At 44.5% G+C, this 23745-nt stretch carries 20 protein-coding genes; 16 read left to right on the forward strand and 4 right to left on the reverse strand.

The genetic code is table 11. From position 1 onward, the window contains the following. Positions 1 to 32 precede the first annotated feature (32 nt). Complete coding sequence (locus R3O62_RS18730) at positions 33 to 623, reverse strand: FecR family protein (RefSeq protein WP_005807339.1); 591 nt, start codon at positions 621 to 623, stop codon at positions 33 to 35. 349 nt (positions 624 to 972) lie between these two features. Between R3O62_RS18730 and R3O62_RS18735 the strand changes: the two genes are divergently transcribed. Together R3O62_RS18735 and R3O62_RS18740 are read left to right on the forward strand one after the other, a co-directional pair. After that, complete coding sequence (locus R3O62_RS18735) at positions 973 to 1212, forward strand: hypothetical protein (RefSeq protein ID WP_022012434.1); 240 nt, start codon at positions 973 to 975, stop codon at positions 1210 to 1212. Positions 1213 to 1402: 190 nt separating this feature from the next. Then, on the forward strand, positions 1403 to 1951 hold the full coding sequence (locus R3O62_RS18740; protein ID WP_317472790.1) for an RNA polymerase sigma-70 factor: 549 nt from the start codon (positions 1403 to 1405) through the stop codon (positions 1949 to 1951). Between the two features lie 17 nt (positions 1952 to 1968). Here R3O62_RS18740 and R3O62_RS18745 read toward each other — a convergent pair whose 3' ends face one another. The 3 genes from R3O62_RS18745 to R3O62_RS18755 form a co-directional block, all read right to left on the reverse strand. Continuing rightward, positions 1969 to 3345, reverse strand: a complete 1377-nt coding sequence (locus tag R3O62_RS18745; RefSeq protein WP_005780160.1) for an efflux transporter outer membrane subunit — start codon at positions 3343 to 3345, stop codon at positions 1969 to 1971. Between the two features lie 3 nt (positions 3346 to 3348). Further along, positions 3349 to 6495, reverse strand: coding sequence for an efflux RND transporter permease subunit (locus R3O62_RS18750; protein WP_005780162.1), 3147 nt, complete (start codon positions 6493 to 6495; stop codon positions 3349 to 3351). Positions 6496 to 6586: 91 nt separating this feature from the next. Beyond that, positions 6587 to 7777, reverse strand: coding sequence for an efflux RND transporter periplasmic adaptor subunit (locus tag R3O62_RS18755; RefSeq protein ID WP_005780164.1), 1191 nt, complete (start codon positions 7775 to 7777; stop codon positions 6587 to 6589). 322 nt (positions 7778 to 8099) lie between these two features. Between R3O62_RS18755 and R3O62_RS18760 the strand changes: the two genes are divergently transcribed. From R3O62_RS18760 to R3O62_RS18825, 14 genes are all read left to right on the forward strand, one after another. Next, complete coding sequence (locus tag R3O62_RS18760; RefSeq protein ID WP_005807345.1) at positions 8100 to 10310, forward strand: patatin-like phospholipase family protein; 2211 nt, start codon at positions 8100 to 8102, stop codon at positions 10308 to 10310. Positions 10311 to 10563: 253 nt separating this feature from the next. Next, entirely contained in the window at positions 10564 to 10833 is a 270-nt protein-coding gene (locus R3O62_RS18765) for a hypothetical protein (protein ID WP_005780168.1), read from the forward strand. Positions 10834 to 10835: 2 nt separating this feature from the next. Continuing rightward, a complete protein-coding gene (locus R3O62_RS18770) occupies positions 10836 to 11393 on the forward strand; it encodes a 1-acyl-sn-glycerol-3-phosphate acyltransferase (protein WP_005780170.1) in 558 nt (185 codons plus the stop codon). 3 nt (positions 11394 to 11396) lie between these two features. Next, on the forward strand, positions 11397 to 12167 hold the full coding sequence (locus R3O62_RS18775) for an amidohydrolase (RefSeq protein ID WP_005780174.1): 771 nt from the start codon (positions 11397 to 11399) through the stop codon (positions 12165 to 12167). A 137-nt stretch (positions 12168 to 12304) separates the two neighbouring features. Continuing rightward, positions 12305 to 13471: an N-acetylglucosamine-6-phosphate deacetylase gene (gene nagA, locus R3O62_RS18780; protein WP_317472791.1), complete on the forward strand. Its 1167-nt coding sequence runs from the start codon at positions 12305 to 12307 to the stop codon at positions 13469 to 13471. Between the two features lie 252 nt (positions 13472 to 13723). Then, positions 13724 to 15715, forward strand: coding sequence for a glucosamine-6-phosphate deaminase (locus tag R3O62_RS18785; protein WP_005780179.1), 1992 nt, complete (start codon positions 13724 to 13726; stop codon positions 15713 to 15715). Between the two features lie 90 nt (positions 15716 to 15805). Beyond that, positions 15806 to 16528 (forward strand): tyrosine-protein phosphatase, encoded by a 723-nt coding sequence (locus R3O62_RS18790; RefSeq protein ID WP_005823386.1) that lies wholly within the window; start codon positions 15806 to 15808, stop codon positions 16526 to 16528. Between the two features lie 101 nt (positions 16529 to 16629). Next, positions 16630 to 19539, forward strand: coding sequence for a xanthan lyase (locus R3O62_RS18795; protein ID WP_317472792.1), 2910 nt, complete (start codon positions 16630 to 16632; stop codon positions 19537 to 19539). A 314-nt stretch (positions 19540 to 19853) separates the two neighbouring features. Continuing rightward, positions 19854 to 20255 (forward strand): hypothetical protein, encoded by a 402-nt coding sequence (locus tag R3O62_RS18800; RefSeq protein WP_005807355.1) that lies wholly within the window; start codon positions 19854 to 19856, stop codon positions 20253 to 20255. 166 nt (positions 20256 to 20421) lie between these two features. Continuing rightward, a complete protein-coding gene (locus R3O62_RS18805; RefSeq protein WP_005780191.1) occupies positions 20422 to 20742 on the forward strand; it encodes a hypothetical protein in 321 nt (106 codons plus the stop codon). Beyond that, a complete protein-coding gene (locus R3O62_RS18810; RefSeq protein WP_005807358.1) occupies positions 20739 to 20954 on the forward strand; it encodes a sulfurtransferase TusA family protein in 216 nt (71 codons plus the stop codon). Before R3O62_RS18805 ends, R3O62_RS18810 begins: the two co-directional genes overlap by 4 nt. Continuing rightward, a complete protein-coding gene (locus tag R3O62_RS18815; RefSeq protein ID WP_005807359.1) occupies positions 20951 to 21295 on the forward strand; it encodes a hypothetical protein in 345 nt (114 codons plus the stop codon). Before R3O62_RS18810 ends, R3O62_RS18815 begins: the two co-directional genes overlap by 4 nt. Positions 21296 to 21299: 4 nt before the next feature. Further along, positions 21300 to 21776, forward strand: a complete 477-nt coding sequence (locus tag R3O62_RS18820) for a DUF456 domain-containing protein (RefSeq protein WP_217737531.1) — start codon at positions 21300 to 21302, stop codon at positions 21774 to 21776. Between the two features lie 25 nt (positions 21777 to 21801). Further along, entirely contained in the window at positions 21802 to 23655 is a 1854-nt protein-coding gene (locus tag R3O62_RS18825) for a YgiQ family radical SAM protein (RefSeq protein WP_220576046.1), read from the forward strand. Positions 23656 to 23745 lie beyond the last annotated feature (90 nt).

Below are 23745 nucleotides of genomic sequence, written 5' to 3' on the forward strand. Positions count from 1 at the left end.
AATTTTTAGATTTAACATTGGGTTAATAAATATTAGTTGTAAATAAGAATTCCTTCATTCATTTCTTTGCTTCTAAGATTCAGGCTAAAACAGATTTTATCAATAACGTCTTCCAAAGATTCATCATAGCGGATACTTCCGGTGAAAGCACAATTTTTATTCACTTTGTCGCTAATGGTGATGTGAGAGCCATACATTTGATTCATAATACGGGTTAAGTGTTCCAAATTAAATTGGGTAAAGTTATAGCGCCCGTTTTGCCATTCTATGTTTTCTATCCGCCTCAGCTGAGTTCTTGCACTAACAGGATTATACACTAATTCCTGGAGTGGTTTCATTGCTATTTTATCATGGGTGGATTCTATATTAAATTCAATACTCCCATTAAATAGTGTAATTTCATTCGCATTAGGGTTATTCTGTTTTATCAGAAAGCAGGTTCCTTTCACTTCGATAAATGCTTTATCAATGTATACTCTGAATTTACTACCCGAATTCTTGCGAACTTCAAAAAGTGAATTGCCTTTCAGCCATACATCCCTGCATTCTTTAAAGTTTTCGGCAAAACGTATGGAGCTCCCCGGCTGCATCCATACTTTCGAACTATCCGGCAATAGATACATTCTGCTTTCTTGTGCCGTAAATTCAATATATTTCTCTATTTGAGTTCTACCCGTATTAGAGTACATCCAAAGTCCACCCACGATCAGAACAAGAGCTACAGAAGCAGCGATATACCATAGTTCTAAAGGAACTAACGTTATTACACATAAAAAAACAAGCAATTATTATTACCAAATAAAAACCATATATAATACTGTAAAACAATGAATTAACATCCACAAAAACCAAGATGTGTATGCTATCGATATCATCAGAGACGATTTTCAATTAAAAAGTTATAATTTACATGTGGTGGTAAGTAGGTCTGTTGTGTATTTAGTTTTAGATAACACAAAATAGATTTAAGAAATGGATAAAAACAACAAGGAAATCGATCTGATCAAAAAACTATTATCAGATCGATTAGACAAAAAAGGACGTAAAAAGCTCTATCATTCGAATTTGATAAAGAAACAAATGAGAAAACAATGGAATGAAAACAAAAATAATCCGGTAGATACAGAGATTGGAAATCAGATATGGAATAAGATCGAGAACAGATGCAAAAAAGTTCACAAAAGAATAGTTCCTTTAGAACTTATCCAATAAATATATGTTGCTATTATTTTATTTATATAATAAGTGGATACATTATTCTATTAAGTCCATATAATAAGACAATACAGCCATCATAACATAATATCAATTAAACAAAATATGTTATTTTTTAATATTCTTGTAGAAACTGCATCTATTTAGAACAAAAAGATTACTTTTGCACCTCTAATTACTAAAACAGATGCAAGAGAAAGAAACAGTCAGGAAATTAAAGCATGGCGATCAGGAAGCATTTGCTTTTTTATACAATCATTACTGGAAACAAGTCTATAATTTCACAAAGCTTTATTTCACCGCTTCAATGGACATTGAGGAGATTGTGCAGGAAGTATTTGTGAAAGTATGGGAATCTCACCATTTTTTAGATGAAAACAAAAGTTTTGAGGGCTATCTCTTTATCATAACCCGGAATGTTATATTCAATCATTCACGTAGATACTATAAAGAAACAGCCCTCAAAATAACTGCGATACAAGCAGTCGAGGAATCTTATGATATGGAAGGAGAACTGGATGCCGCTGACTTAAAGAAATACATCGATAAGCTTGTCATGCAACTTCCTCCCCGCCAACAAGAAGTATTCCGTATGAGCAGGGAGCTGCACATGAGCAACAAAGAAATAGCAGAACATTTTTCTATTACCGAAAAAGCAATAGAGCGGCATATCAACCTGGCTCTGAGATTTCTAAAAAAGAATCTTAATCTTTTCATGCTGTTCATGGGAGCGTGACTAAAATCGGGATTCCATTATTTTATCTGCCATCCACCTCCCAGTGCCTTATACACCTGTACCACAGCAATCAGTTCATCCCGCATCGCATTGCTAAGTCCGATCTGGGCATCGAAATACCCACGCTGGGCATCGAGTACATCGAGATAATTCGTCACTCCATTGATATATTGCAATTGCGCCAGATCTACGTAACTCTTAGCCGAACGTTCCAATTTGGCACGAAGATCATATACTTCCTTGATTTTATTAAAGTTCACAATCGCGTTCCGAGTCTCTTTGAAAGCGGTCAGGACAGACTTTTCGTAGCTGTGCACTTCAGCCTCGTAAGCAGCTTTCTTAGCTTTGAGGGCAGCACGATTTTTACCCCAGCCAAAAATTGGTGTAAGCAAAGCACCCTCCATTATACTATAAGGCGACTTCAACAGCTCGGAAAGTGCAGTGCTCTCCGATCCTACCCTGCCGGTAAGTGAAATGCGTGGAAACATATTTGTATAGGCCACCCCTACCCGGGCATTGGCGGCAATCAATTTCTGTTCAGCCTGACGAATGTCAGGACGGCGTTCAAGCAGTCCTGAAGGCAAACCGACAGGTAATTCCTGCGGAAAATTGAACTCCTGCAATAAGCGGCTACGTGTAATCTTATTGGGATACTCACCAGCAAGGAAAGCTATATCATTCTCTTTCAACGAAATTTTACGCTCCAGATCGGGTACCAACGTAGCAGTACGTGCCAACTCTACCTGCGACTGGCGATAAGAAGTCTCGGAAGTCAATCCCCCTTCAAAGCGGATACGGGCAAGTCGCATCCCCTCTTCACGTGCCTTCAACGTTTGACGGACAATGTCCAGTTCGGTATCAAGAGCCACCAGTTCATAGTACGCCTGAGCCACTTCAGCTACAATAGTCATCCGAAGAGCGCGTTGTGCCTCAACGGACTGAAGATACTCGGCAATGCTGGCGGAACGTGCCCAACGAAGATTTCCCCAGAGGTCGAGCTCCCAGGAGAAAAGAAGTTGCGCCTCGAAAGTATCGCTACGTTTGAAAGCATCTCCACCATGGTTTTCGTTTTCCCGTTCAGCAGTCACCGTACCTTTAATGTCCGGCAACAGATTTGCTGTCGAAATGCGTTTTTGAGCTGCCATTTCCTTGACACGGGCAGCGGCTATCAACATATCTTTGTTATGCTCCAGTGCCCGGTCTATCAGGCTCCGGAGGGTACTGTCAGTATAAATCTGCCACCATTCCCTATCTCCGAAGCTCAGGGTATCCTGATGCTGTGCCAGACTATCGGGCAAGTTAAGGTCGGGACGGACATAACTTTTTCCTATCTTGCAAGAACCCAGGGTAAATGCAGTTAATAAGAGAGTAATATATAAATAGCTTCTTTTCATAATTCAATCAATTTTCTTTTTAGACTTGAACGGTAACTTCACGTTCACATTCGGCACATTTCTCAGTTTTGCTTTTGTTTTATAGACCAGTACGAAGAAGAACGGAACAAGGATAATGCCCACTACAATGGCAAAAATCATTCCGAAGAATACTCCCGTACCGATGGCCGCACGGCTTGCCGAACCGGGACCGGTTGCCAACACCATCGGAAGCATACCCAGTACAAACGCGAGCGAAGTCATCAAGATGGGGCGGAAACGCAATTGTGCCGCATGGATGGCTGATTGCACCAGATCACCTCCCCGGTCCACCTGTACTTTCGCAAACTCTACAATCAAGATGGCATTCTTGGCCGCCAATCCGACAAGCATCACCAATCCGATCTGGAAATAGACATCATTTTCCAGTCCGCAAATCCATACCCCCAGATAAGCCCCCAGAGCGGCTACCGGCAGCGAAAGCAATACGGCAATGGGCACTGTCCAGCTTTCATACTGTGCAGCCAGGAAGAGAAATACAAAAAGGAACACTAATGCCAGTACCAATCCGGTCTGCCCACCTGCCTTTTTCTCTTGATAAGAGAGACCACTCCATTCCAGGCCGATATTATCAGGCAGATGGTCACGTGCAATCTGCTCCATAATCTCCATAGCCTGACCGGAACTATAGCCCTGCGCCGCCTCACCACGAAAAACAGCAGTGGTAAACATATTAAAACGTTTAATGCTACCCGGGCCGGTGGTATACGATGCATTACCCAGAGAAGTCAGCGGGATCATCGCTCCATTAGAGGCCTTCACAAAAAACAGGTTGATATTGTCTTTATGTTCCCTATAGGGTGCTTCAGCCTGAATGTATACCTTATAAATACGGTTGAACATATTGAAGTCGTTCACATAGACCGATCCCGTATAGGCTTTCATGGTTGAGAAAACATCCGCCAGAGGCACACCAAGCATCTTCACTTTATCGCGGTCTACATCGAAGTAGAGTTGTGGGATATCCGACTGAAGTGAGGAGGAAAGTCCTGTCAGCTCCTTGCGTTGGGAAGCGTAATACATCAGAGTATCCGCTGCCTGCACCAAATTATCGAAAGTAGCTTCACCACGCGCTTCGAGTTGCATTTCGAACCCACCCGAGGTTCCCAAACCGGGAATGACAGGAGGAGTGGAGAGATAAACCTTACACTCCGGATACTCACTCAGATCGCGACGAACGTTTGTCATAATCTCGTCTATCGAAGTATTCTTGCGGTCTTCCCACGGCTTCAAAATTACGGTTAACTCACTCCGTGCCTGGTTGCTGCCCACACGGGGACTGCTTCCGGTCACATTCTGTACATACGCTATATACGGATTCTTTTCCAGATAAGTGATGGCACGATCCGTTACCTCCCGGGTACGCTCCAGCGTAGCCCCTTCGGGCAACTCCAATTCTATCTTGAAATAGCCTTGGTCCTCCACCGGAAGGAAACTTGTCGGAATCAGACGGTGAATCAACAGAATACCGATCAGCACCACCCCGAAACCGGCCAATACACGACGCGGATTACCAATTACCCGGCGGATAGCGACTACGTACTTATGATTGCCCACGTTCAACCAGTGGTTGATTTTGCGGAAAACAATGTTCTTCTTTTTACCGTTATCCGGTTTCAGAATCAACGAACACATGACCGGACTCAGCGTCAACGCCACTACAGTAGAAATCAGTACGGATACAGCAATAGTAATAGTGAACTGACGGTAAAGCTGCCCCGTAATACCGCTGAGGAAGCTCACCGGAACAAACACCGCACAAAGCACCAGAGAAGTGGCAATCAACGCACCCGCCAATCCGTTCATGGCTTTCTTCGTAGCTTCGTACGGTGAAAGTTTCTCTTCCTCCATAATACGCTCCACGTTTTCCACCACGACAATGGCATCATCCACTACAATACCGATAGCAAGAATCAGCCCCAACAATGTCAATATATTCAGCGAAAAGCCAAAGATCAACATGAAACCGAACGTACCGATCAATGAAATAGGAACGGCAACTATCGGGATCAACGTAGCCCGCCAGCTCTGCAAAGAGAGATAAACGACGAGCACCACAAGAACCAGCGCCTCAAACAGGGTTTTGTATACTTCATGAATGGACTCGGAAATATAAGTCGTCATATCGAATGGCACCTCATAGCTCAACCCCTCCGGGAAGTTCTTGCTGATTTCATCCATCGCTTCCTTGACACTTTTTGCAACTTCCATCGCGTTAGCGCCCGGAAGCATATAAATGCCCAGAACGGCAGCATTCTTGCCATTGATCCCACTCTCCGTACTGTATGAAGAAGCTTCGAGAGAAACCCGTGCCACGTCACGCAAACGGATGATAGAACCATTCGTATTGGCACGGATCACAATGTTCTCAAATTGCTCTACAGTAGAAAGGCGTCCTTGTGTAGTGATAGGAATCGTTACATCGAGTCCCTTCACCGGCTGCTGACCAAGTACACCTGCAGCCGACTCACGGTTCTGATCTTTCAGCGCATTCTGTAAATCCTGTACAGTCAGTCCGAAGTTTGCCAGTTTATCCGGTTCCGCCCATATCTGCATGGCATAGTAACGGCTACCGATATTCGAAACACGTCCTACTCCCGGAATACGACGGATTACATCGAGTACATTGATCGTGGCAAAGTTACTCAAATAAATTTCGTCGAACTTCGGATCAGACGACATCAGCGTAAGGGTCATCAACTGGCTGGGTGCCTGCTTCTCTACGGAGATACCGTTCTGAATAACTTCAGCCGGCAAACGGCTTTCCGCCAGTTTCACACGGTTCTGGATTTCTACGGCCGCCAAATCCGGATCGGCAGAAACATCAAAAGTAACCGTTGCCGAAAATCCGCCGGAATTGGAACTGTTCGACTCCATATAAAGCATACCCGGTGTTCCGTTAATCTCCTGCTCGATAGGAGTTGCCACTGCCTGTGAAACCGTCAATGCGCTGGCTCCCGGATAAGAAGCACTGATCTTCACTACCGGAGGAGTGATCTGAGGATACTGGTCGACAGGCAACATGGTCAGACCAATGATGCCGATAATGACAATCAGTATCGAGATAACGATCGAGAAAACAGGTCTATCTATAAAAAAACTAACTTTCATATTCTATAAGGCCTCACCCCACCCCTCTCCCAACGAGAGGGAGGAAGAGTTTCTTTTAAATTATACGTTCTTATTTATCTCAGGAAAGGAGTCATTCGCTCTCCTTTTTCTCGGTTAGTGACTGAGGTAAAGTAGCCCTCACCTTCATTCCCGGCGTCAGTTTGTGATATCCTTCTATTACCACTTCTTCGCCTGCGGCCAATCCTCTCTCCACTACAAGTTTATTGCCAAATTCAGGTCCCAGCTCTATAAATCGTTTCTCTACCGTCGAATCTCTGCGCATGGTATAGATATAGGCTCCACCCTTCTCGATAGTTACCGCCTTGTGCGGCACCACAATCGCTCCTTCGCGTACATCCAGCAACAGCTTTACCTTTGTGAACTGTCCCGGAAGCAACACCTGCTTCGGATTCGGCATCTCTGCCCGGACTGAAAAAGTACCTGTCTGGGGATCTACCTGAGGTTCGGCAAAATCCACATATCCCTTGTAAGGATACACCGTATTGTCTGCTAATGTAATAGTGATGTTCGGCTGCCAGGAACGAGAAGAGTCCTGTTGCCCGATATTAATATTGCGTTCTTTGCTCTTCAAATAATCCAAAGCAGTCATACTGAAATCCACCAGTACAGTGTCACTTTTCACAACTGTAGCCAACAGCGATTTACCACCCGGTCCCACCAGAGTTCCCAAGTCCACGTTACGCTCACTGATATGACCCGACAGCGGAGAACGAACCAATGTATAACCCAGTTCCAACTCGGCCTGTGCCAGATCTGCCTCGCTCATTGCGACGGTCGCCACCGCACTTTCATAAGCTGCCTCCGCATTGTCCAGATCCAACTGACTGGCCGCATTTTGTGCATACAACGGCTTGATACGTTCCAAATCCCGTTTTGCCTTCAATGCTTGTGCTTCATCTTTTTTCAATTGTGCCCGTGCCTTATCTGCTTTGGCACGATACTGATCCTGATTGATCACAAACAGCACCTGATTTTTATTCACATACGTTCCTTCGGCAAAAAGCATACTTTCCAGATATCCTTCCACCCGCGCCCGAACTTCGACAAACTGTTGTGCACGTATACGCCCCACATACTCTCCGAAAATCTCTACATTGTCCCTTTCTGCCGGTTCTACAATCACAGTAGGTATCTCCGGCTTAGCTTTATGTGGCCGCGTCAGAACCCAGTAAATGCCTACCACCAGAGCCAAACAGACGATGCCCACTATTGTTCTTTTTCTCCTTAGTTTCAGCTCTTTTCTCGTTAAAAATAGTCTCATGCTTGTTTGTATTATTAAAATTAACTTATCCTTTCTTAGCTACTTTACAAATCAGATACCAAACTATGTCCCGAATATATCTTTTTAACTAAAAAGTTCTCTCCAATGCCCTGCAGAAGCTGTTTTAGTGATTTTCGGAACATAACCGCCACTTATCCAAAGTGTGGAATTGTGTCCCTGATTGGGGAATTATTCCACAAAAGGGGCGCAAAGATAATTCTTTTCTGCATAAGTTCCATAACTTGCACTTTTAGTGTCATTCACTACTTACTTACCAAATAATAATATAAATTTGTAGTGCATTCATAAAAATAACACTATAATGAAAAAACATTTGTCACTGATATTAGTTCTGTTACCGGCTTTTTTTCTGGCATTGCCCGCTATGGCACAGCAACGTAAAAAAGTCGGAGTGGTACTCAGCGGAGGAGGTGCGAAAGGGGTAGCACATATCCAGGCTCTGAAAGTCATTGAAGAAGCCGGCATCCCAATCGATTATATAGTAGGCACCAGTATGGGATCCATAATCGGTGGATTATACTCCATCGGATATACTCCGCATCAACTGGACAGTATGGTACGCAAACAAGACTGGATGTTTTTGCTCAGTGATCGTGTAAAGCGTAGTGCCATGTCACTCAACGAACGCGAAAAATCAGAAAAATATGTCTTTTCATTCCCCTTTACCAAAAGCCCCAAAGACGCCGTTTCCGGTGGAATCATAAAGGGACAGAATCTGGCCAACCTATTTACGGAACTGACAGTAGGCTATCATGATTCCGTTGATTTCAACAAACTGCCTATCCCCTTTGCGTGCGTATCACAAAACATCGTAAATGGCGAACAGATTGTATTCCACAATGGAGTGCTTGCCACAGCAATGCGAGCCAGCATGGCGATTCCCGGAGTGTTCACACCTGTGCGCAAGGATAGCATGATTCTGATTGACGGCGGCATGATTAACAATTATCCCGTAGATGTAGCCAAATCGATGGGCGCCGATGTTATCATCGGTGTAGATGTGCAAAACAACTTAAAAGGGATCGACAAACTTAACAGTGCTCCGGACATACTCTCCCAAATCATTGACCTGACTACCAAAAACAATCATCAAAAAAATATCAGCCTGACCGATACTTATATAAAAGTGAACGTTGAGGGATATTCTTCGGCCAGTTTTACCCCTTCGGCCATTGATTCTCTGATGCACCGGGGAGAAGAGGCAGCTCGCAAGCAATGGAACTCCCTGCTCGCTCTTAAAAAGAAAATCGGTATTGCAGACACTTTCAAACCCGAGTCACATGGTCCTTATACCTTATTTTCAAGCACCCGGACTTTGCCAGTGAAGGAAATTACTTTCTCTGATGTAGAAGAAAACGACAAGAAGTGGTTAATGAAAAAATGCAAACTGCAAGAAAACAGTGAAATCAGCATGCGACAGATTGAACAAGCGCTATTCATTCTGCGCGGGAACCAATCTTACTCAAACGCCAGTTACACATTGACCAATACCCCTGAAGGCTATAATTTAACCTTCCTGTTAGAGAAAAAGTATGAGAAAACCATCAATGTAGGTCTCCGCTTCGACTCGGAAGAGATAGCTTCGCTATTGATAAATGCCACAGCACAATTAAAGACCCACATTCCTTCCAAAGTTTCTGTTACCGGACGACTGGGCAAACGATACATGGCCCGGGTAGATTATACCCTGGAACCCATGCAACAAAGAAACATCAATTTCTCGTACATGTTCCAGTACAATGACATCAACATTTATGATCATGGCGACCGTGCCTACAACACAACTTATAAATATCATCTGGGTGAATTCGGATTTTCGGATGTGTGGTATAAAAATCTCCGGTTTGGATTCGGCGCACGAATCGAGTATTTCAAATACAAAGATTTCCTTTTCAAGAAACCGGAATTTACAATGGATGTCAACTCCGAATACTTCATCAGTTATTTTGCGCAGTTACGTTACAACACCTTCGACAAAGGATACTTCCCATCCAAAGGCAGCAACTTCTCCGGTGCTTATTCATTGTATACGGACAACTTCGCCCGATATAACGGACATGCCCCCTTCTCCGCACTCAGTGCCTCCTGGGAAAGTGTGTTCTCTGTCAGCAACCGTCTGGCCCTGATCCCGGCTATTTACGGCAGAGTACTGATCGGGCAGGAAATTCCTTATGCCTACGAGAATGCGTTGGGAAGTGACGTGTTCGGACGTTATTTGCCCCAGCAACTCCCGTTCGCCGGAATTTACAATATAGAATTAACGCACAATTCCGTTGCCGTGGCTTCTCTAAAGCTGCGCCAACGCATGGGTAGCAAACATTATATAACGTTAGCCGGAAACTTTGCCTTGAGTGACGATAATTTTTTCAAGATCCTGAAGGGCAACCGGATTTACGGTTGTAGCATCGGATATGGGCTGGACAGCATGTTCGGTCCATTAGAAGCATCATTGGGGTATTCCAACCAATCCAAGGACGTAGGATTTTACGTAAACCTGGGATTTTCTTTCTGACAATACCAACCTCTTTCTTCCGGCAGGGGGTGTAGCCCCACGAGGTAAAGGGTGTAGCCCTCCCGCCAATAGGGTGTAGCCCCGGCATACGGATGGCTACACCCTCTGCTAAAATGCGTCTGTAACCACCAAACAACAAGACAGACACAGCATGGAATTATTTAATTATTTCAAATTTATTACTCAGAACCGAAGAAAGTCGTTATCTTTACCGAAAATATTTTCTATATACTCACATAAAACATTTAGAATTATGGCAAAGAGAAGAGAACTTAAAAAGAACGTAAACTATATCGCAGGTGAATTATTTTCAGAGTGTTTGATCAACAGCATGTTCGTACCGGGTACAGATAAAGCAAAAGCTGACGAACTGATGGCGGAAATCCTGAAAATGCAGGATGAATTTATCAGCCGTATCAGCCACACCGAACCGGGAAATGTGAAAGGATTCTACAAAAAATTCCGTGTAGACTTCAATGCAAAAGTAAACGAAATCATTGACGCCATCGCGAAACTGAACTAAGAATGAAAAAAGCAATATATAGCTTTATTTACTATCGCCTGCTGGGATGGAAGATGAACGTGACAGTACCCAAATATGATAAATGTGTAGTTTGCGCAGCTCCCCATACCACTAATTTAGATTTGTTTATTGGTAAACTATTTTACGGTGCCATGGGAGGAAAGACCAGTTTCATGATGAAAAAAGAATGGTTCTTTTTTCCTTTAGGGCTGCTTTTCAGAGCTGTAGGAGGTATTCCTGTAGATCGTAGTCGCAAGACCTCATTGGTAGAGCAAATGGTTCATCACTTCAATACCAGCAAAAAGTTTCACCTCGCTATTACTCCCGAAGGAACGCGTAAACGCAACCCCAACTGGAAAAAAGGTTTCTATTACATTGCGCTCAAAGCACAGGTACCCATTGTCCTGGTCGGCATCGACTATACAACCAAGACCATTACGTCGACTAAAGCAGTCATGCCAAGTGGAGATATTGACAAGGACATGCGTGAAATAAAACTTTATTTCAAAGATTTCAAAGGGAAACACCCCGAAAACTTCTCCATTGGAGATGTTGAATGATGTATGAAAATCTCGATTGTACAAACAGATATTATCTGGGAAAATAAACAGGAAAATCTCCGTTTGCTCCGCGAAAAGCTACTTCCTCTTCGCGGAACAACGGAGATTGTTGTTTTACCGGAGATGTTCACAACGGGATTCAGCATGAACAGCCGGACATTGGCCGAACCGATTTCCGGTTTCACCATCCGGACCCTCAAAGGGTATGCCGCAGAGTTTCAGTTCGCATTGGTCGGAAGTTTCATCTGCGAAGAAGCAGGTGCTTATTATAACCGGGCCTTTCTGATTACTCCGGACGGTCAGGAATTTTACTATGACAAACGCCATCTCTTCCGCATGGGATGCGAAACTGAACACTTTTCGGCAGGCAACCGGAGGGTGATCGTCCCCTATCGGGGCTGGAATATCTGCCTTCAGGTCTGTTATGATCTTCGCTTTCCTGTCTGGAGCCGGAATATAAACAACGAATACGACCTTCTTATTTACATAGCCAGTTGGCCTACTCCACGCATCCATGCATGGAATACACTACTTTGCGCACGCGCTATCGAGAACCAATGTTACGTATGCGGTGTGAACCGTACAGGACGAGACGGCAACGGACTTCACTATCCGGGATATTCAGCCTTGTATAGTCCTAAAGGCGAGATACTGACAGGGACTCCCGACTCAGAAGAAAAGATACAAACCATCGAACTTGATATAGAAACCCTCACTGCCTTTCGCCATAAATTCCCCAGCTGGAAAGACGCAGACTCTTTTCTCCTTTATTAAATCTACAGGACATAATTTCCGCATTTAATAAAAATATCTCTTGAATTATAGTATATAAATGCAAAAAAGTATCTAATTTTGCCAGACAATCAATTTATTGTACCAAAAAACAAACCCTAATTTAACTCATAACACGAATGTTAACCCAATTAATTAACGCACGTATACTCACCCCCCAAGGATGGATGAAAGACGGTTCCGTGCTTATCAGAGACAATAAGATTTTAGAAGTCACAAACTGCGATCTGGCCGTTATCGGAGCTGAACTTATTGACGTCAAAGGTATGTATGTAGTTCCCGGTGGGGTAGAAATCCACGTGCATGGTGGTGGAGGCCGCGACTTTATGGAATGTACGGAAGATGCCTTCCGGGCAGCGGTCCATACTCACATGAAACATGGCACTACAAGTATCTTTCCTACACTTTCATCATCTACAGTCCCCATGATCCAGCAAGCTGCTGAAACCTGCACCAAACTGATGGAAGAGAAAAACAGCCCTATTCTGGGACTGCACCTTGAAGGTCATTACCTGAACATGAAAATGGCAGGAGGACAAATTCCCGAGAACATCAAGAACCCTGATCCGAATGAATATATTCCGATCGTAGAACAGTATCATTGCATCAAGCGCTGGGACGCCGCTCCGGAACTTCCGGGAGCCATGCAGTTCGGAAAATATATTGCTGCCAAAGGCATTCTCCCTTCCGTGGCACATACACAAGCCGAATTTGAAGACATCCGTACGGCATATGAAGCCGGATATACCCATGCCACCCACTTCTACAATGCAATGCCCGGTTTCCACAAGCGCAGAGAATACAAGTATGAAGGTACAGTCGAAAGTATTTATCTGTTGGATAATATGACCGTAGAAGTAGTAGCCGATGGAATCCATGTACCTCCTACTATCCTGAGACTTGTATATAAAATAAAAGGTGTAGAAAGAACCTGCCTGATTACAGACGCCCTTGCTTGCGCCGACAGTGACAGCAAAGAAGCTTTCGACCCGCGTGTTATTATCGAAGACGGAGTATGTAAGTTGGCCGACCATTCTGCTTTGGCAGGAAGTATTGCCACAATGGACCGCCTGATTCGTACCGTCGTACAGAAAGCAGAAATTCCATTGGAAGACGCAGTCCGTATGGCTTCCGAAACCCCGGCACGTATCATGGGTGTATACGACCGTAAGGGTTCCTTGCAAAAAGGCAAAGATGCCGATATCCTGGTACTCGATGAGGACCTCAACGTAAGAGCCGTATGGGCCATGGGTAAGCTGGTGCCTGAAACCAATACGCTGTTTTAATCGAATAGACGTTTTTTGAACATAAACGGTGAACAATGAACAGACCATTATAACGCAGCCTCTTCATTGTCCACCGTTTATCGTTTAACCTTCATCGTTTTATCACTCCCCTCCTCCCCATTTATAGGTAAAAAAAGATTTTAATTTAAATTCCCTGTCAACCTTATCGCATAGTTGATTGTTTTTATATATATTTGTTCAGAGTTTCCGATAACGACAAAGACTCAGTCAAACTTAATTAATAACAAACTTATGAAGACAAATCTTAGTTCTCAGATTACACTCAACAGGGTCTCCCCCAGGTATTATAGACCGGAGAATGCATTCGAGAGATCGGTATTAACCCGATTAGAGAAAATTCCTACAGATATTTATGAGTCTGTGGAAGAAGGTGCAAATCATATCGCTTGCGAAATAGCACAGGTCATTCGCGATAAACAAAAAGCAGGACGTTTCTGCGTACTGGCATTGCCGGGTGGAAATTCACCACGCAGCGTATACACCGAATTGATTCGCATGCACAAAGAAGAGGGACTCAGTTTCCGTAATGTAATCGTATTCAATATGTACGAATACTATCCATTGTCCCAAGACGCTATCAACAGCAATTTCAACGCATTGAAAGAGATGTTCCTCGATCACGTTGATATTGACAAGCAGAATATCTTCACTCCGGATGGTACGATCGCTAAAGATACCATCTTTGAATACTGCCGCCTGTACGAACAGCGCATCGAGAGTTTCGGCGGTATCGATATCGCCTTACTGGGCATCGGCCGCGTAGGTAATATCGCTTTCAACGAACCAGGTTCACGCCTGAATTCTACCACCCGATTGATTCTGCTGGACAGCGGATCACGCAATGAAGCATCCAAAATATTCGGAACCATTGATAATACGCCAATCAGTTCCATTACAATGGGTGTGGCCACTATTCTGGCAGCAAAGAAAATCTATCTGCTGGCATGGGGTGAAGAAAAGGCGCACATGGTGAAAGAGTGTGTGGAAGGTAATGTAACAGATACCATTCCGGCATCTTATTTACAGACTCACAACAATGCACATGTAGCCATCGACTTGTCGGCAGCTTCCAACCTGACACGTATTCAGCGTCCATGGCTGGTCACCTCTTGCGAATGGAACGATAAACTGATCCGCAGTGCTATTGTATGGTTGTGCCAGTTGACCGGAAAACCAATCCTGAAACTGACCAACAAAGACTATAACGAAAACGGACTGAGCGAACTGCTTGCCCTATTCGGATCTGCTTATAACGTAAATATCAAGATATTCAACGATCTGCAGCACACCATCACCGGATGGCCGGGTGGCAAACCGAAGGCAGACGACACCTATCGTCCCGAACGTGCCAAACCGTATCCGAAACGGGTTGTCGTATTTTCTCCACACCCCGATGATGACGTGATCTCCATGGGAGGTACGATTCGCCGTCTGGTAGAACAGAAACATGAAGTCCATGTAGCATATCAGACTTCCGGAAACATTGCCGTAGGTGATGAGGAAGTAGTTCGTTTCATGCATTTCATCAACGGATTCAACCAAATCTTTATAAACAGTGAAGATCAGGTGATCAGTGAAAAATATGCCGAAATCCGTAAATTCCTGAAGGATAAGAAAGACGGTGATATGGATACACGCGATATCCTGACCATCAAAGGCTTGATTCGTCGTGGCGAAGCACGTACAGCTTGTACCTATAATAATATCCCACTGGAACGTTGTCACTTCCTGGATCTGCCTTTCTATGAAACCGGTAAAATCCAGAAAAATCCGATCAGCGAGGCTGACGTAGAAATCGTCCGCAATCTGCTCCGTGAAGTGAAACCTCACCAGATTTTTGTAGCCGGTGACCTCGCTGACCCGCACGGCACACACCGTGTGTGTACAGATGCCGTATTTGCTGCTGTAGACCTTGAAAAAGAAGAAGGAGCCGAATGGTTGAAAGATTGCCGTATCTGGATGTATCGTGGTGCATGGGCCGAATGGGAAATTGAAAACATCGAAATGGCTGTGCCTATCAGTCCGGAAGAATTGCGTGCAAAACGTAACTCCATCCTGAAGCACCAGTCCCAGATGGAAAGTGCTCCGTTCCTGGGTAATGACGAACGCCTGTTCTGGCAACGTAGCGAAGACCGTAACCGGGGTACCGCAGCTCTTTACGACAGCTTGGGATTGGCCTCTTACGAAGCAATGGAAGCATTTGTGGAATACATTCCACTATAATCAGAGCTTATTAGTGAAATAAAAATAAAGAAGAGTGAGGAGTTTGAAACTCTTCACTCTTCTTTTCTTTAATAAAAAGACAAATCATACATGAAACAAGAAGAATATCTCCGTCTTCTCCCTGTCGAGGGAGCATATAATATGCGCGACTTGGGAGGTTATCCCGCAGCAGGCCATAAACACGTAAAGTGGAAAACATTTATCCGTTCGGGCGATCTCAATAAACTGACAGAATCCGACCTGGCCTATCTTGCCTCTTTATCCATCCGTACGGATATTGACTTCAGAAGTATACAGGAAAAGAAAGTGGCAGCAGACAGAATACCGGCAACGGTAACGCAATACATTCCTCTGTCCATCGAAGCCGGTGACATGACCGACATGGCTCACTTCAACCTGAACAACATTCCGAAAATACTTGAACAGGCATACGTCTATATCATCCAAAATGCCCAGGATACTTACCGGGAGTTTTTCCGGATTGTTTCGGAAGAACGGAACACTCCTCTTTTATTTCACTGTTCGGCCGGAAAAGACCGTACCGGTATTGCCGCCGCATTATTATTGGGAGCATTGGGTGTAGACAGAAAAGTGATTATGGAAGATTATATGCTGTCTGCCGAATACCTAAAAGGCAAATACGATGCGATCGTACAGGCCCATCCCGAATTCGCGCCTCTTACCACCGTGCGTAAGGAATATCTGGAAGCAGCCTTCCAGACTATCGATTCCGATTACCAAGGCCTGGAGAACTTCCTGAGAAACCAATTAGGAGCAGATATCGACAGACTAAGGGCATTGTATACCGAATAAACGGTTCATTACCAGTCTGAATTGCTAATGACTTATCGGGATCACCGGTTTTTCATTTATTTCTTCTATTTTTGTACCCGGACTATTACTCAACCGAATATATGAAAAAACTATGTATACTCCTCCTGTTGCTTCTTACGGGCACAGGTATCTTATTTGCGCAAGAAATTGAAAAGAGCGTAAAAGAACGGCTTAGCAATTACTTTGAGACTTACATCCCGGCATCTGCCAATACCGGAAGTAGTAAGTTAAAAAGCGTAGATATTGACTTTGAAGGTAAAAAACTATCCATCTATGCTTCCGAAAGTTTTGCTTATCAGCCCTTTCTACCGGAAACAGTAGATGAAATCTACCATCAGATAGCAGAGTTACTTCCGGGTCCCGTACGCTTTTTCCGAACCACGGTTTATGTCAACGACCAACCCATCGAAGAGTTAGTCCCCAACTTCTTTCGTGGGAAAAAGAAAGATAAGTCGCGACTCTCGAATGCGGAATACAAAGGAGCACCTTGGGTAAAAAATGTTTCCCGCCCCTATGAAGTAACCAAAGGACTGCAAAACCGTCACATCTCCCTCTGGCAAAGCCATGGCAAATATTTCAAAAACGATAAAGGCGAATGGAGTTGGCAACGTCCACGACTGTTCTGTACCACAGAAGACTTATTCACGCAATCTTTCATCCTGCCTTATGTCATTCCCATGCTTGAAAACGCCGGAGCTAATGTTTATACTCCGCGTGAACGGGATACTCAGAAAAATGAAGTGATTGTAGACAATGACACCCGAAACGGTTCCATCTATCTGGAAATGAAAAGCCGCAAGGCCCGTTGGAATCAAACAAACGGTTATGGATTCGCACAAAGAAAATCTGTCTACAAAGATGGAGAAAATCCCTTCCTGACAGGTACCGCACGCTTCACCCGTACAGAAAAGAAAAAGAATAAGGCATTCGCCGAATGGATCCCTACCATTCCCGAAGCGGGAAATTATGCGGTATATGTATCTTACCAAACACTCCCCAATAGCGTTAGTGACGCCAAGTATCTGGTATTTCACAAAGGTGGTGTAACGGAATTCAAAGTCAACCAGAAGATAGGCAGTGGCACATGGGTATACCTTGGTACATTTGAGTTTGACAAAGGCAGCAATGATTACGGCATGGTGGTACTGAGCAATGAAAGCAATGAAAGCGGAGTTGTCTGTGCCGACGCCGTACGTTTCGGCGGAGGAATGGGAAACATTGTCCGGGGTACTACAGTGAGCGGATTACCCCGCTATCTGGAGGGTGCGCGTTATTCCGCCCAATGGGCAGGAATGCCTTATGACGTTTACGGAGGAAAACAGGGAGAAAACGATTATGCAGACGACATCAATGCACGCTCCAACACCATCAATTATCTGTCGGGGGGCTCCGTATTCAATCCCGTACAGAAAGGATTGGGTGTACCGTTAGAAATGAATGTGGCACTGCACAGTGATGCCGGATACAGTAAAACGGGCGATATAGTAGGGTCACTCGGCATCTATACAACCAACTTCAATAACGGACTGCTCAACTCGGGAAATAACCGATATGCTTCGCGGGATCTGGCCGACCTCATGCTTACCCAAATACAAAAGGATATTCGTGCCAACTTTAATATACAATGGACCCGACGCAGCATGTGGGACCGCAATTACAGCGAGACCCGCCTGCCTGCCACCCCATCCACCATCATCGAGTTACTGTCGCACCAGAACTTTGCCGACATGAAACTCGGACACGATCCGAATTTCAAGTTTACCGTAGGACGCGCCATTTATAAAGCCGTACTGCAATTTGTCAGCAGCCAGCACAACAAAGAGTATGTGGTACAACCACTTCCCGTAAGCAACTTTGCCATCGGATTCGGTAAAAAGAAAAATACTCTGGAACTTTCATGGCAGGGAGAGAATGATCCATCGGAACCCACTGCCCGTCCTCGTGAGTATATAGTATACACCCGTATCGGATATGGTGGTTTCGACAACGGGGTACGTGTGGACAAGCCTTCGTACTCTCTAAAAATAGAACCGGGCCTGGTTTATTCATTTAAGGTTACGGCTGTCAACCGGGGAGGAGAAAGTTTCCCGTCTGAAATTCTGGCGGCCTACAAAGCCAAGCGAGAACACGGAAAAGTGCTTATCATTAACGGTTTCAATCGGTTAAGCGGACCGGCAGTTATTGACACACCGGATGAAGCAGGCTTTGATCTGGAACAAGATCCCGGTGTCGCCTACCAATATAATATTTCGTTTTGCGGAGCACAAACAGACTTTGATCGCTCTCAAGCCGGAAAAGAAGGAAAAGGGAGCCTGGGTTATAGCGGCGGCGAACTGGAAGGAATGAAAATTGCCGGGAATACCTTCGACTATCCATTTATACATGGCAAAGCGATTCAGGCTGCCGGAAACTACAGTTTCGTTTCATGCAGTGACGAAGCCGTTGAAAACGGACGTGTCCAACTGGAACACTATCCGATCGTAGATTTCATTCTGGGCCTGGAGAAAGATGATATCCAAAGTGATCCGGCCCGCAAAACGTATTATAAAACATTCTCTTCACCTATGCAGCGCTTACTGACAGCTTATTGCCAGTCAGGAGGAAACCTGCTTGTCAGCGGATCCTATATAGGCAGCGACATGAGTAATTCGCAAGGTAACCGAGAATTCACAGAGACTGTACTGAAATACGGCTATCAGAGTTCATTAAGTGATACCCGTTCCGGACAGATCTCGGGCCTGGGACGTACCATACAGATTCCCCGCTTGCCTAACGAAAAGTCTTATGCGGTAACTGCTCCCGACTGCATTGTGCCGGTAGGTTCTGCTTTCCCGGTATTCGCATATCAACCCGGGCAACGCAGTACCGGAATTGCCTATAAAGGAGATTATCGGGTATTCGCAATGGGATTCCCATTCGAAAGCATTGAAAGCGAAACGGACCGTGCCACAGTAATGGCAGCAATACTAAAATTCTTCGGAGAAAAATAAACTTTCAATAAACATGGTTATGTCCCAGCATTGGGTATTAGTCTTTTGTCTGCAAAGAACTTGTTCTTTGCAGACAAAACTGTCATAATGTCTGTTATTTACGTGAATTTATTTTAAGACTTACTGCCATCTGACATAATGGCTGCTATCGTTTTTGTTCCTGTCATCATTCGGTTGTCCCATTACCATTACTGTTTTTGCCATCTTATCTTTTTCTAATTTCATAATAGAGTCTTCTAATCTGATTATTTATGGTTGGATAATCATTTGTGGCATTTTAGATGAACCAATTTTTTATAATTATGAAAACAAAAATGTTTTTTTTAGTAGTAGTCATGCTACTTTGTAGAGGCGTAGCTTATGCATACAGCCCTTCCGTGAACGTTCCGATTTTAAAGGTGGAAGGAATCGAACAAGATATTCCACCTCCTCATGTTCCGCCTCCCCCACTGCCAAGCCAGGTCTTTCTTCATGTGGGCGAAATAGCTGAAATTCCATATCCCATGTTTGGAGCAATGGTATGGGAATGCGACAACCCGCCGGAAGGCATAGAACAGGAAGCGTCATACGTACTTGGCTCCATGATTATTCTGCGCATCAGAGGAGTTTTGGCAGGAAGATATCAGGTTAATATGAAATGGTACAATCCGCTCAATCCGGGGCAGCCCCCATTAGGACGGCAAACCATTCAGATTATTGTTCAGCCATGGCCTTGACAATTGACGGATAAACAGTCATAAGGTTCCCTCCGTGAGCATGTCTGCTCACGGAGGGAATTCTATGAAAATATGAATTCATCAAAAAAAATCCCTGCTGCATACTCCATTCTTCATTTTAAATTCTATCTTTGCTCCTAATAATAACTATTAAAATAAAAACACTATGTACACAATACAAGCAAATCCGAGCGGTACACGCAGCATGGAAATATCTGAAGAGAATTTGGTAACCATCGAAAAATACTCTCTATTCCAGCATCTGATAGACAGCAATGGCATTGTAGATGAAGCCGTTCTGGAGAAGCTGAAACTGAATATACGTTCGCTGATAGCAAGTCAGGAAGAAGACAGTAAGGACCTGCTCGACCTCTGCATAGACGTGATTTATCACAATAATATGAAAGCATTCGGGTTGCAGCAACTCATCAAACTTTATCTCACCTGGCTATCGAAGCAGGAAGCAGAAGAAGAGGAGGAAGTATGATTACCATTGATACCTGCGGAATGACAAACTATAGCCCGTTGATTCCGGCCATAAAAGCAATGTGTAATGCCAGTTCCGGTGACAAGATGGAGATTGTAACGGATCAGGTAGCCGCATTTCAGGATCTTAAGGAATATTTATCAGAACAAGGTATCGGATTCCGCGAAATATATGATGGAGAGCGGATGACTTTACAGTTTACTATCTTATGAGCGAAGTACAAAATCAAATAAAGAAATGGCCGGTAACGGCAATCAAAAAAATAAAAAATACATTCGGTAGCGCAGAAAAGTTCTACGCTACCGTTTATCTTATTGCCCGCAACGAGCATCATTGTCAAATGATGGGAGTAGCCGGAGCCGAACAGCGCTTAAAAACGATTCATGCCTATCAGGGTATGATCCGTTTTATGCTTGATGAAGAAGGACTTAACGGTAAGGAAGTTCTTGAAGCCATAGCCAGCGACTATCTGGAGGATTTCGTGAACTATCGTGAGCAAGACTTCGGAATGACCAACGAGGAATTCATTGCTATTATTAAAAGAATCGGCTGAGCGCATGAATTTATTCCTGATTATTTTGGGCAGTATCTGCCTGCTTGTCGGATTGGCCGGATGTATTGTCCCCATGTTGCCGGGACCTCCTGTTGCCTATCTGGCATTGGTATGTCTACACTTCACCGATAAAGTTTCCTTCACTATTCCGCAACTGTTCCTTTGGCTGTTCATTGTGGTACTGATACAAATACTCGACTATTTCATTCCAATGTTTGGAGTGAAAAGGCTCGGAGGTACTTCATGGGGCAAATGGGGGTGTATCATCGGTACCTTTGCCGGTATTTTCCTGTTTCCTCCCTGGGGGGTATTCATCGGTCCGTTTGCAGGTGCAGTAGCAGGCGAATTGCTGGGCGGTAAAGAGACCAAATACGCCCTGAAAGCCGGATTCGGAGCATTTGCAGGTTTTCTGTTGGGTACCGTGCTGAAGATAGCCGTATGTGGTTGGTTCATCTTCTGCTTTATCCGTGCCCTCGTATAGCAAAATTATCCGTATCTTTGCTCCCATGAAAGAATATCGACTTACTGATTGGTTACCCACCACTAAGAAAGAAGTAGAGCTTCGCGGCTGGGACGAACTGGATGTCATCCTTTTTAGCGGTGATGCTTATGTAGACCATCCTTCCTTCGGAGCGGCCGTCATTGGTCGTATCCTTGAAGCCGAAGGTTTACGGGTGGCCATCGTACCTCAGCCCAATTGGCGTGACGACTTGCGCGACTTCCGCAAACTGGGACGTCCCCGCCTTTTTTTCGGCATCAGTGCAGGTTGCATGGACTCCATGGTGAACAAATATACAGCTAATAAACGTTTGCGCAGCGATGACGCCTACACACCGGACGGACGTCCGGATATGCGACCGGAATACCCCTCAATCGTGTACAGTCAGATCCTGAAAAAACTCTATCCCGATGTACCGGTCATTTTAGGAGGTATTGAAGCAAGTATGCGCCGCCTCAGCCATTATGACTATTGGCAAGATCAGCTTAAAAAAAGCATCCTTTGTGAAAGCGGTGCCGACATGCTGATTTATGGTATGGGTGAAAAGCCCATTTGCGAACTGGTCCGCAGATTAACAACGCACAATGAATACCGGGACAGTACGACTTCACCGTTTAACATCTGTCGTTCTTCACTGACTACTATTCCGCAAATTGCTTATCTGACCGATGAATACGAGCCTGATGAGCAAGATATTGCCCTCCATTCCCACGAAGAATGCCTCGCTGATAAAAAGAAGCAGTCCGCCAACTTCAGGCACATTGAAGAAGAAAGCAATAAATATGCAGCAGCCCGGATTGTTCAAGCTGTAGACAACAAAGTAGTAGTGGTAAACCCACCCTATCCACCGATGACACAGGAAGAATTGGACCATTCATTCGATCTTCCTTATACACGCTTACCCCATCCCAAATACAAGGGAAAACGTATTCCGGCTTACGACATGATTAAATTCTCCATCAATATCCATCGGGGATGTTTTGGAGGATGTGCCTTTTGTACGATCTCCGCCCACCAGGGAAAATTTATTGTGAGCCGAAGCAAAGAGAGCATTCTGAAAGAGGTAAAAGAGGTGGTACAACTACCCGACTTCAAAGGAAATCTTAGCGATTTAGGAGGACCTTCTGCCAACATGTATAAAATGGGTGGAAAAGACCTGGCACTTTGCAAACATTGCAAACGTCCTTCGTGTATCCATCCCAAAGTATGCCCGAACCTCAATACAGATCATCGGCCATTGCTGGATATCTACCATGCAGTAGATTCTTTACCGGAAATCAAACGGAGCTTTATCGGCAGCGGAGTACGCTATGATTTACTGCTTCATCAAAGCAAAGACCCTTCCGTCAATAAAAGTACGGCGGAATACACCCGCGAACTAATAGCACGCCACGTCAGTGGCCGCCTGAAAGTAGCACCGGAACACACCAGTGACCGGGTACTGAGTATCATGCGTAAACCTGCCTTCAGCCAATTCGGGGAGTTTAAAAAGATATTTGACAGAATCAACCGGGAACTTGGCTTACGCCAACAATTAATCCCCTATTTCATCTCCAGCCATCCCGGATGTAGAGAAGAGGATATGGCAGAGCTGGCAGTAATTACCAAGCGGCAGGATTTTCATTTGGAACAGGTGCAGGACTTCACTCCCACCCCTATGACCGTAGCTACCGAAGCCTGGTACACCGGCTTCCACCCATACACACTCGAACCGGTATTCAGTGCCAAAACCCAACGGGAAAAATTGGCCCAAAGACAATTCTTTTTTTGGTATAAACCGGAAGAACGACGGAACATCATCAATGAACTGCGCCGCATCGGACGGGCAGACCTGATAGACAAGTTGTACGGAAAAAGATAATTCATGCTTTATTCACTCCGGAGAACACAGAGGACACAAAAGTTTCGCTGTTTGAAGATAAAATTTATCCTCTGTATATACTCTGTGTCC

Source organism: Bacteroides hominis, assembly GCF_033042785.2.
Taxonomy (GTDB): domain Bacteria; phylum Bacteroidota; class Bacteroidia; order Bacteroidales; family Bacteroidaceae; genus Bacteroides; species Bacteroides hominis.

What these genes read in the sequence shown, in the direction of transcription:
- R3O62_RS18750 (WP_005780162.1), bottom strand. Translation starts at nt 6,495, where the DNA reads ATGAAAGTTAGTTTTTTTATAGATAGACCTGTTTTCTCGATCGTTATC.
- R3O62_RS18730 (WP_005807339.1), bottom strand. Translation starts at nt 623, where the DNA reads ATGTATCTATTGCCGGATAGTTCGAAAGTATGGATGCAGCCGGGGAGC.
- R3O62_RS18740 (WP_317472790.1), top strand. Translation starts at nt 1,403, where the DNA reads ATGCAAGAGAAAGAAACAGTCAGGAAATTAAAGCATGGCGATCAGGAA.
- R3O62_RS18815 (WP_005807359.1), top strand. Translation starts at nt 20,951, where the DNA reads ATGAGCGAAGTACAAAATCAAATAAAGAAATGGCCGGTAACGGCAATC.
- R3O62_RS18745 (WP_005780160.1), bottom strand. Translation starts at nt 3,345, where the DNA reads ATGAAAAGAAGCTATTTATATATTACTCTCTTATTAACTGCATTTACC.
- R3O62_RS18760 (WP_005807345.1), top strand. Translation starts at nt 8,100, where the DNA reads ATGAAAAAACATTTGTCACTGATATTAGTTCTGTTACCGGCTTTTTTT.
- R3O62_RS18805 (WP_005780191.1), top strand. Translation starts at nt 20,422, where the DNA reads ATGTACACAATACAAGCAAATCCGAGCGGTACACGCAGCATGGAAATA.
- R3O62_RS18795 (WP_317472792.1), top strand. Translation starts at nt 16,630, where the DNA reads ATGAAAAAACTATGTATACTCCTCCTGTTGCTTCTTACGGGCACAGGT.
- R3O62_RS18765 (WP_005780168.1), top strand. Translation starts at nt 10,564, where the DNA reads ATGGCAAAGAGAAGAGAACTTAAAAAGAACGTAAACTATATCGCAGGT.
- R3O62_RS18735 (WP_022012434.1), top strand. Translation starts at nt 973, where the DNA reads ATGGATAAAAACAACAAGGAAATCGATCTGATCAAAAAACTATTATCA.
- R3O62_RS18820 (WP_217737531.1), top strand. Translation starts at nt 21,300, where the DNA reads ATGAATTTATTCCTGATTATTTTGGGCAGTATCTGCCTGCTTGTCGGA.
- R3O62_RS18785 (WP_005780179.1), top strand. Translation starts at nt 13,724, where the DNA reads ATGAAGACAAATCTTAGTTCTCAGATTACACTCAACAGGGTCTCCCCC.
- nagA (WP_317472791.1), top strand. Translation starts at nt 12,305, where the DNA reads ATGTTAACCCAATTAATTAACGCACGTATACTCACCCCCCAAGGATGG.
- R3O62_RS18800 (WP_005807355.1), top strand. Translation starts at nt 19,854, where the DNA reads ATGTTTTTTTTAGTAGTAGTCATGCTACTTTGTAGAGGCGTAGCTTAT.
- R3O62_RS18810 (WP_005807358.1), top strand. Translation starts at nt 20,739, where the DNA reads ATGATTACCATTGATACCTGCGGAATGACAAACTATAGCCCGTTGATT.
- R3O62_RS18790 (WP_005823386.1), top strand. Translation starts at nt 15,806, where the DNA reads ATGAAACAAGAAGAATATCTCCGTCTTCTCCCTGTCGAGGGAGCATAT.
- R3O62_RS18755 (WP_005780164.1), bottom strand. Translation starts at nt 7,777, where the DNA reads ATGAGACTATTTTTAACGAGAAAAGAGCTGAAACTAAGGAGAAAAAGA.
- R3O62_RS18770 (WP_005780170.1), top strand. Translation starts at nt 10,836, where the DNA reads ATGAAAAAAGCAATATATAGCTTTATTTACTATCGCCTGCTGGGATGG.
- R3O62_RS18775 (WP_005780174.1), top strand. Translation starts at nt 11,397, where the DNA reads ATGAAAATCTCGATTGTACAAACAGATATTATCTGGGAAAATAAACAG.
- R3O62_RS18825 (WP_220576046.1), top strand. Translation starts at nt 21,802, where the DNA reads ATGAAAGAATATCGACTTACTGATTGGTTACCCACCACTAAGAAAGAA.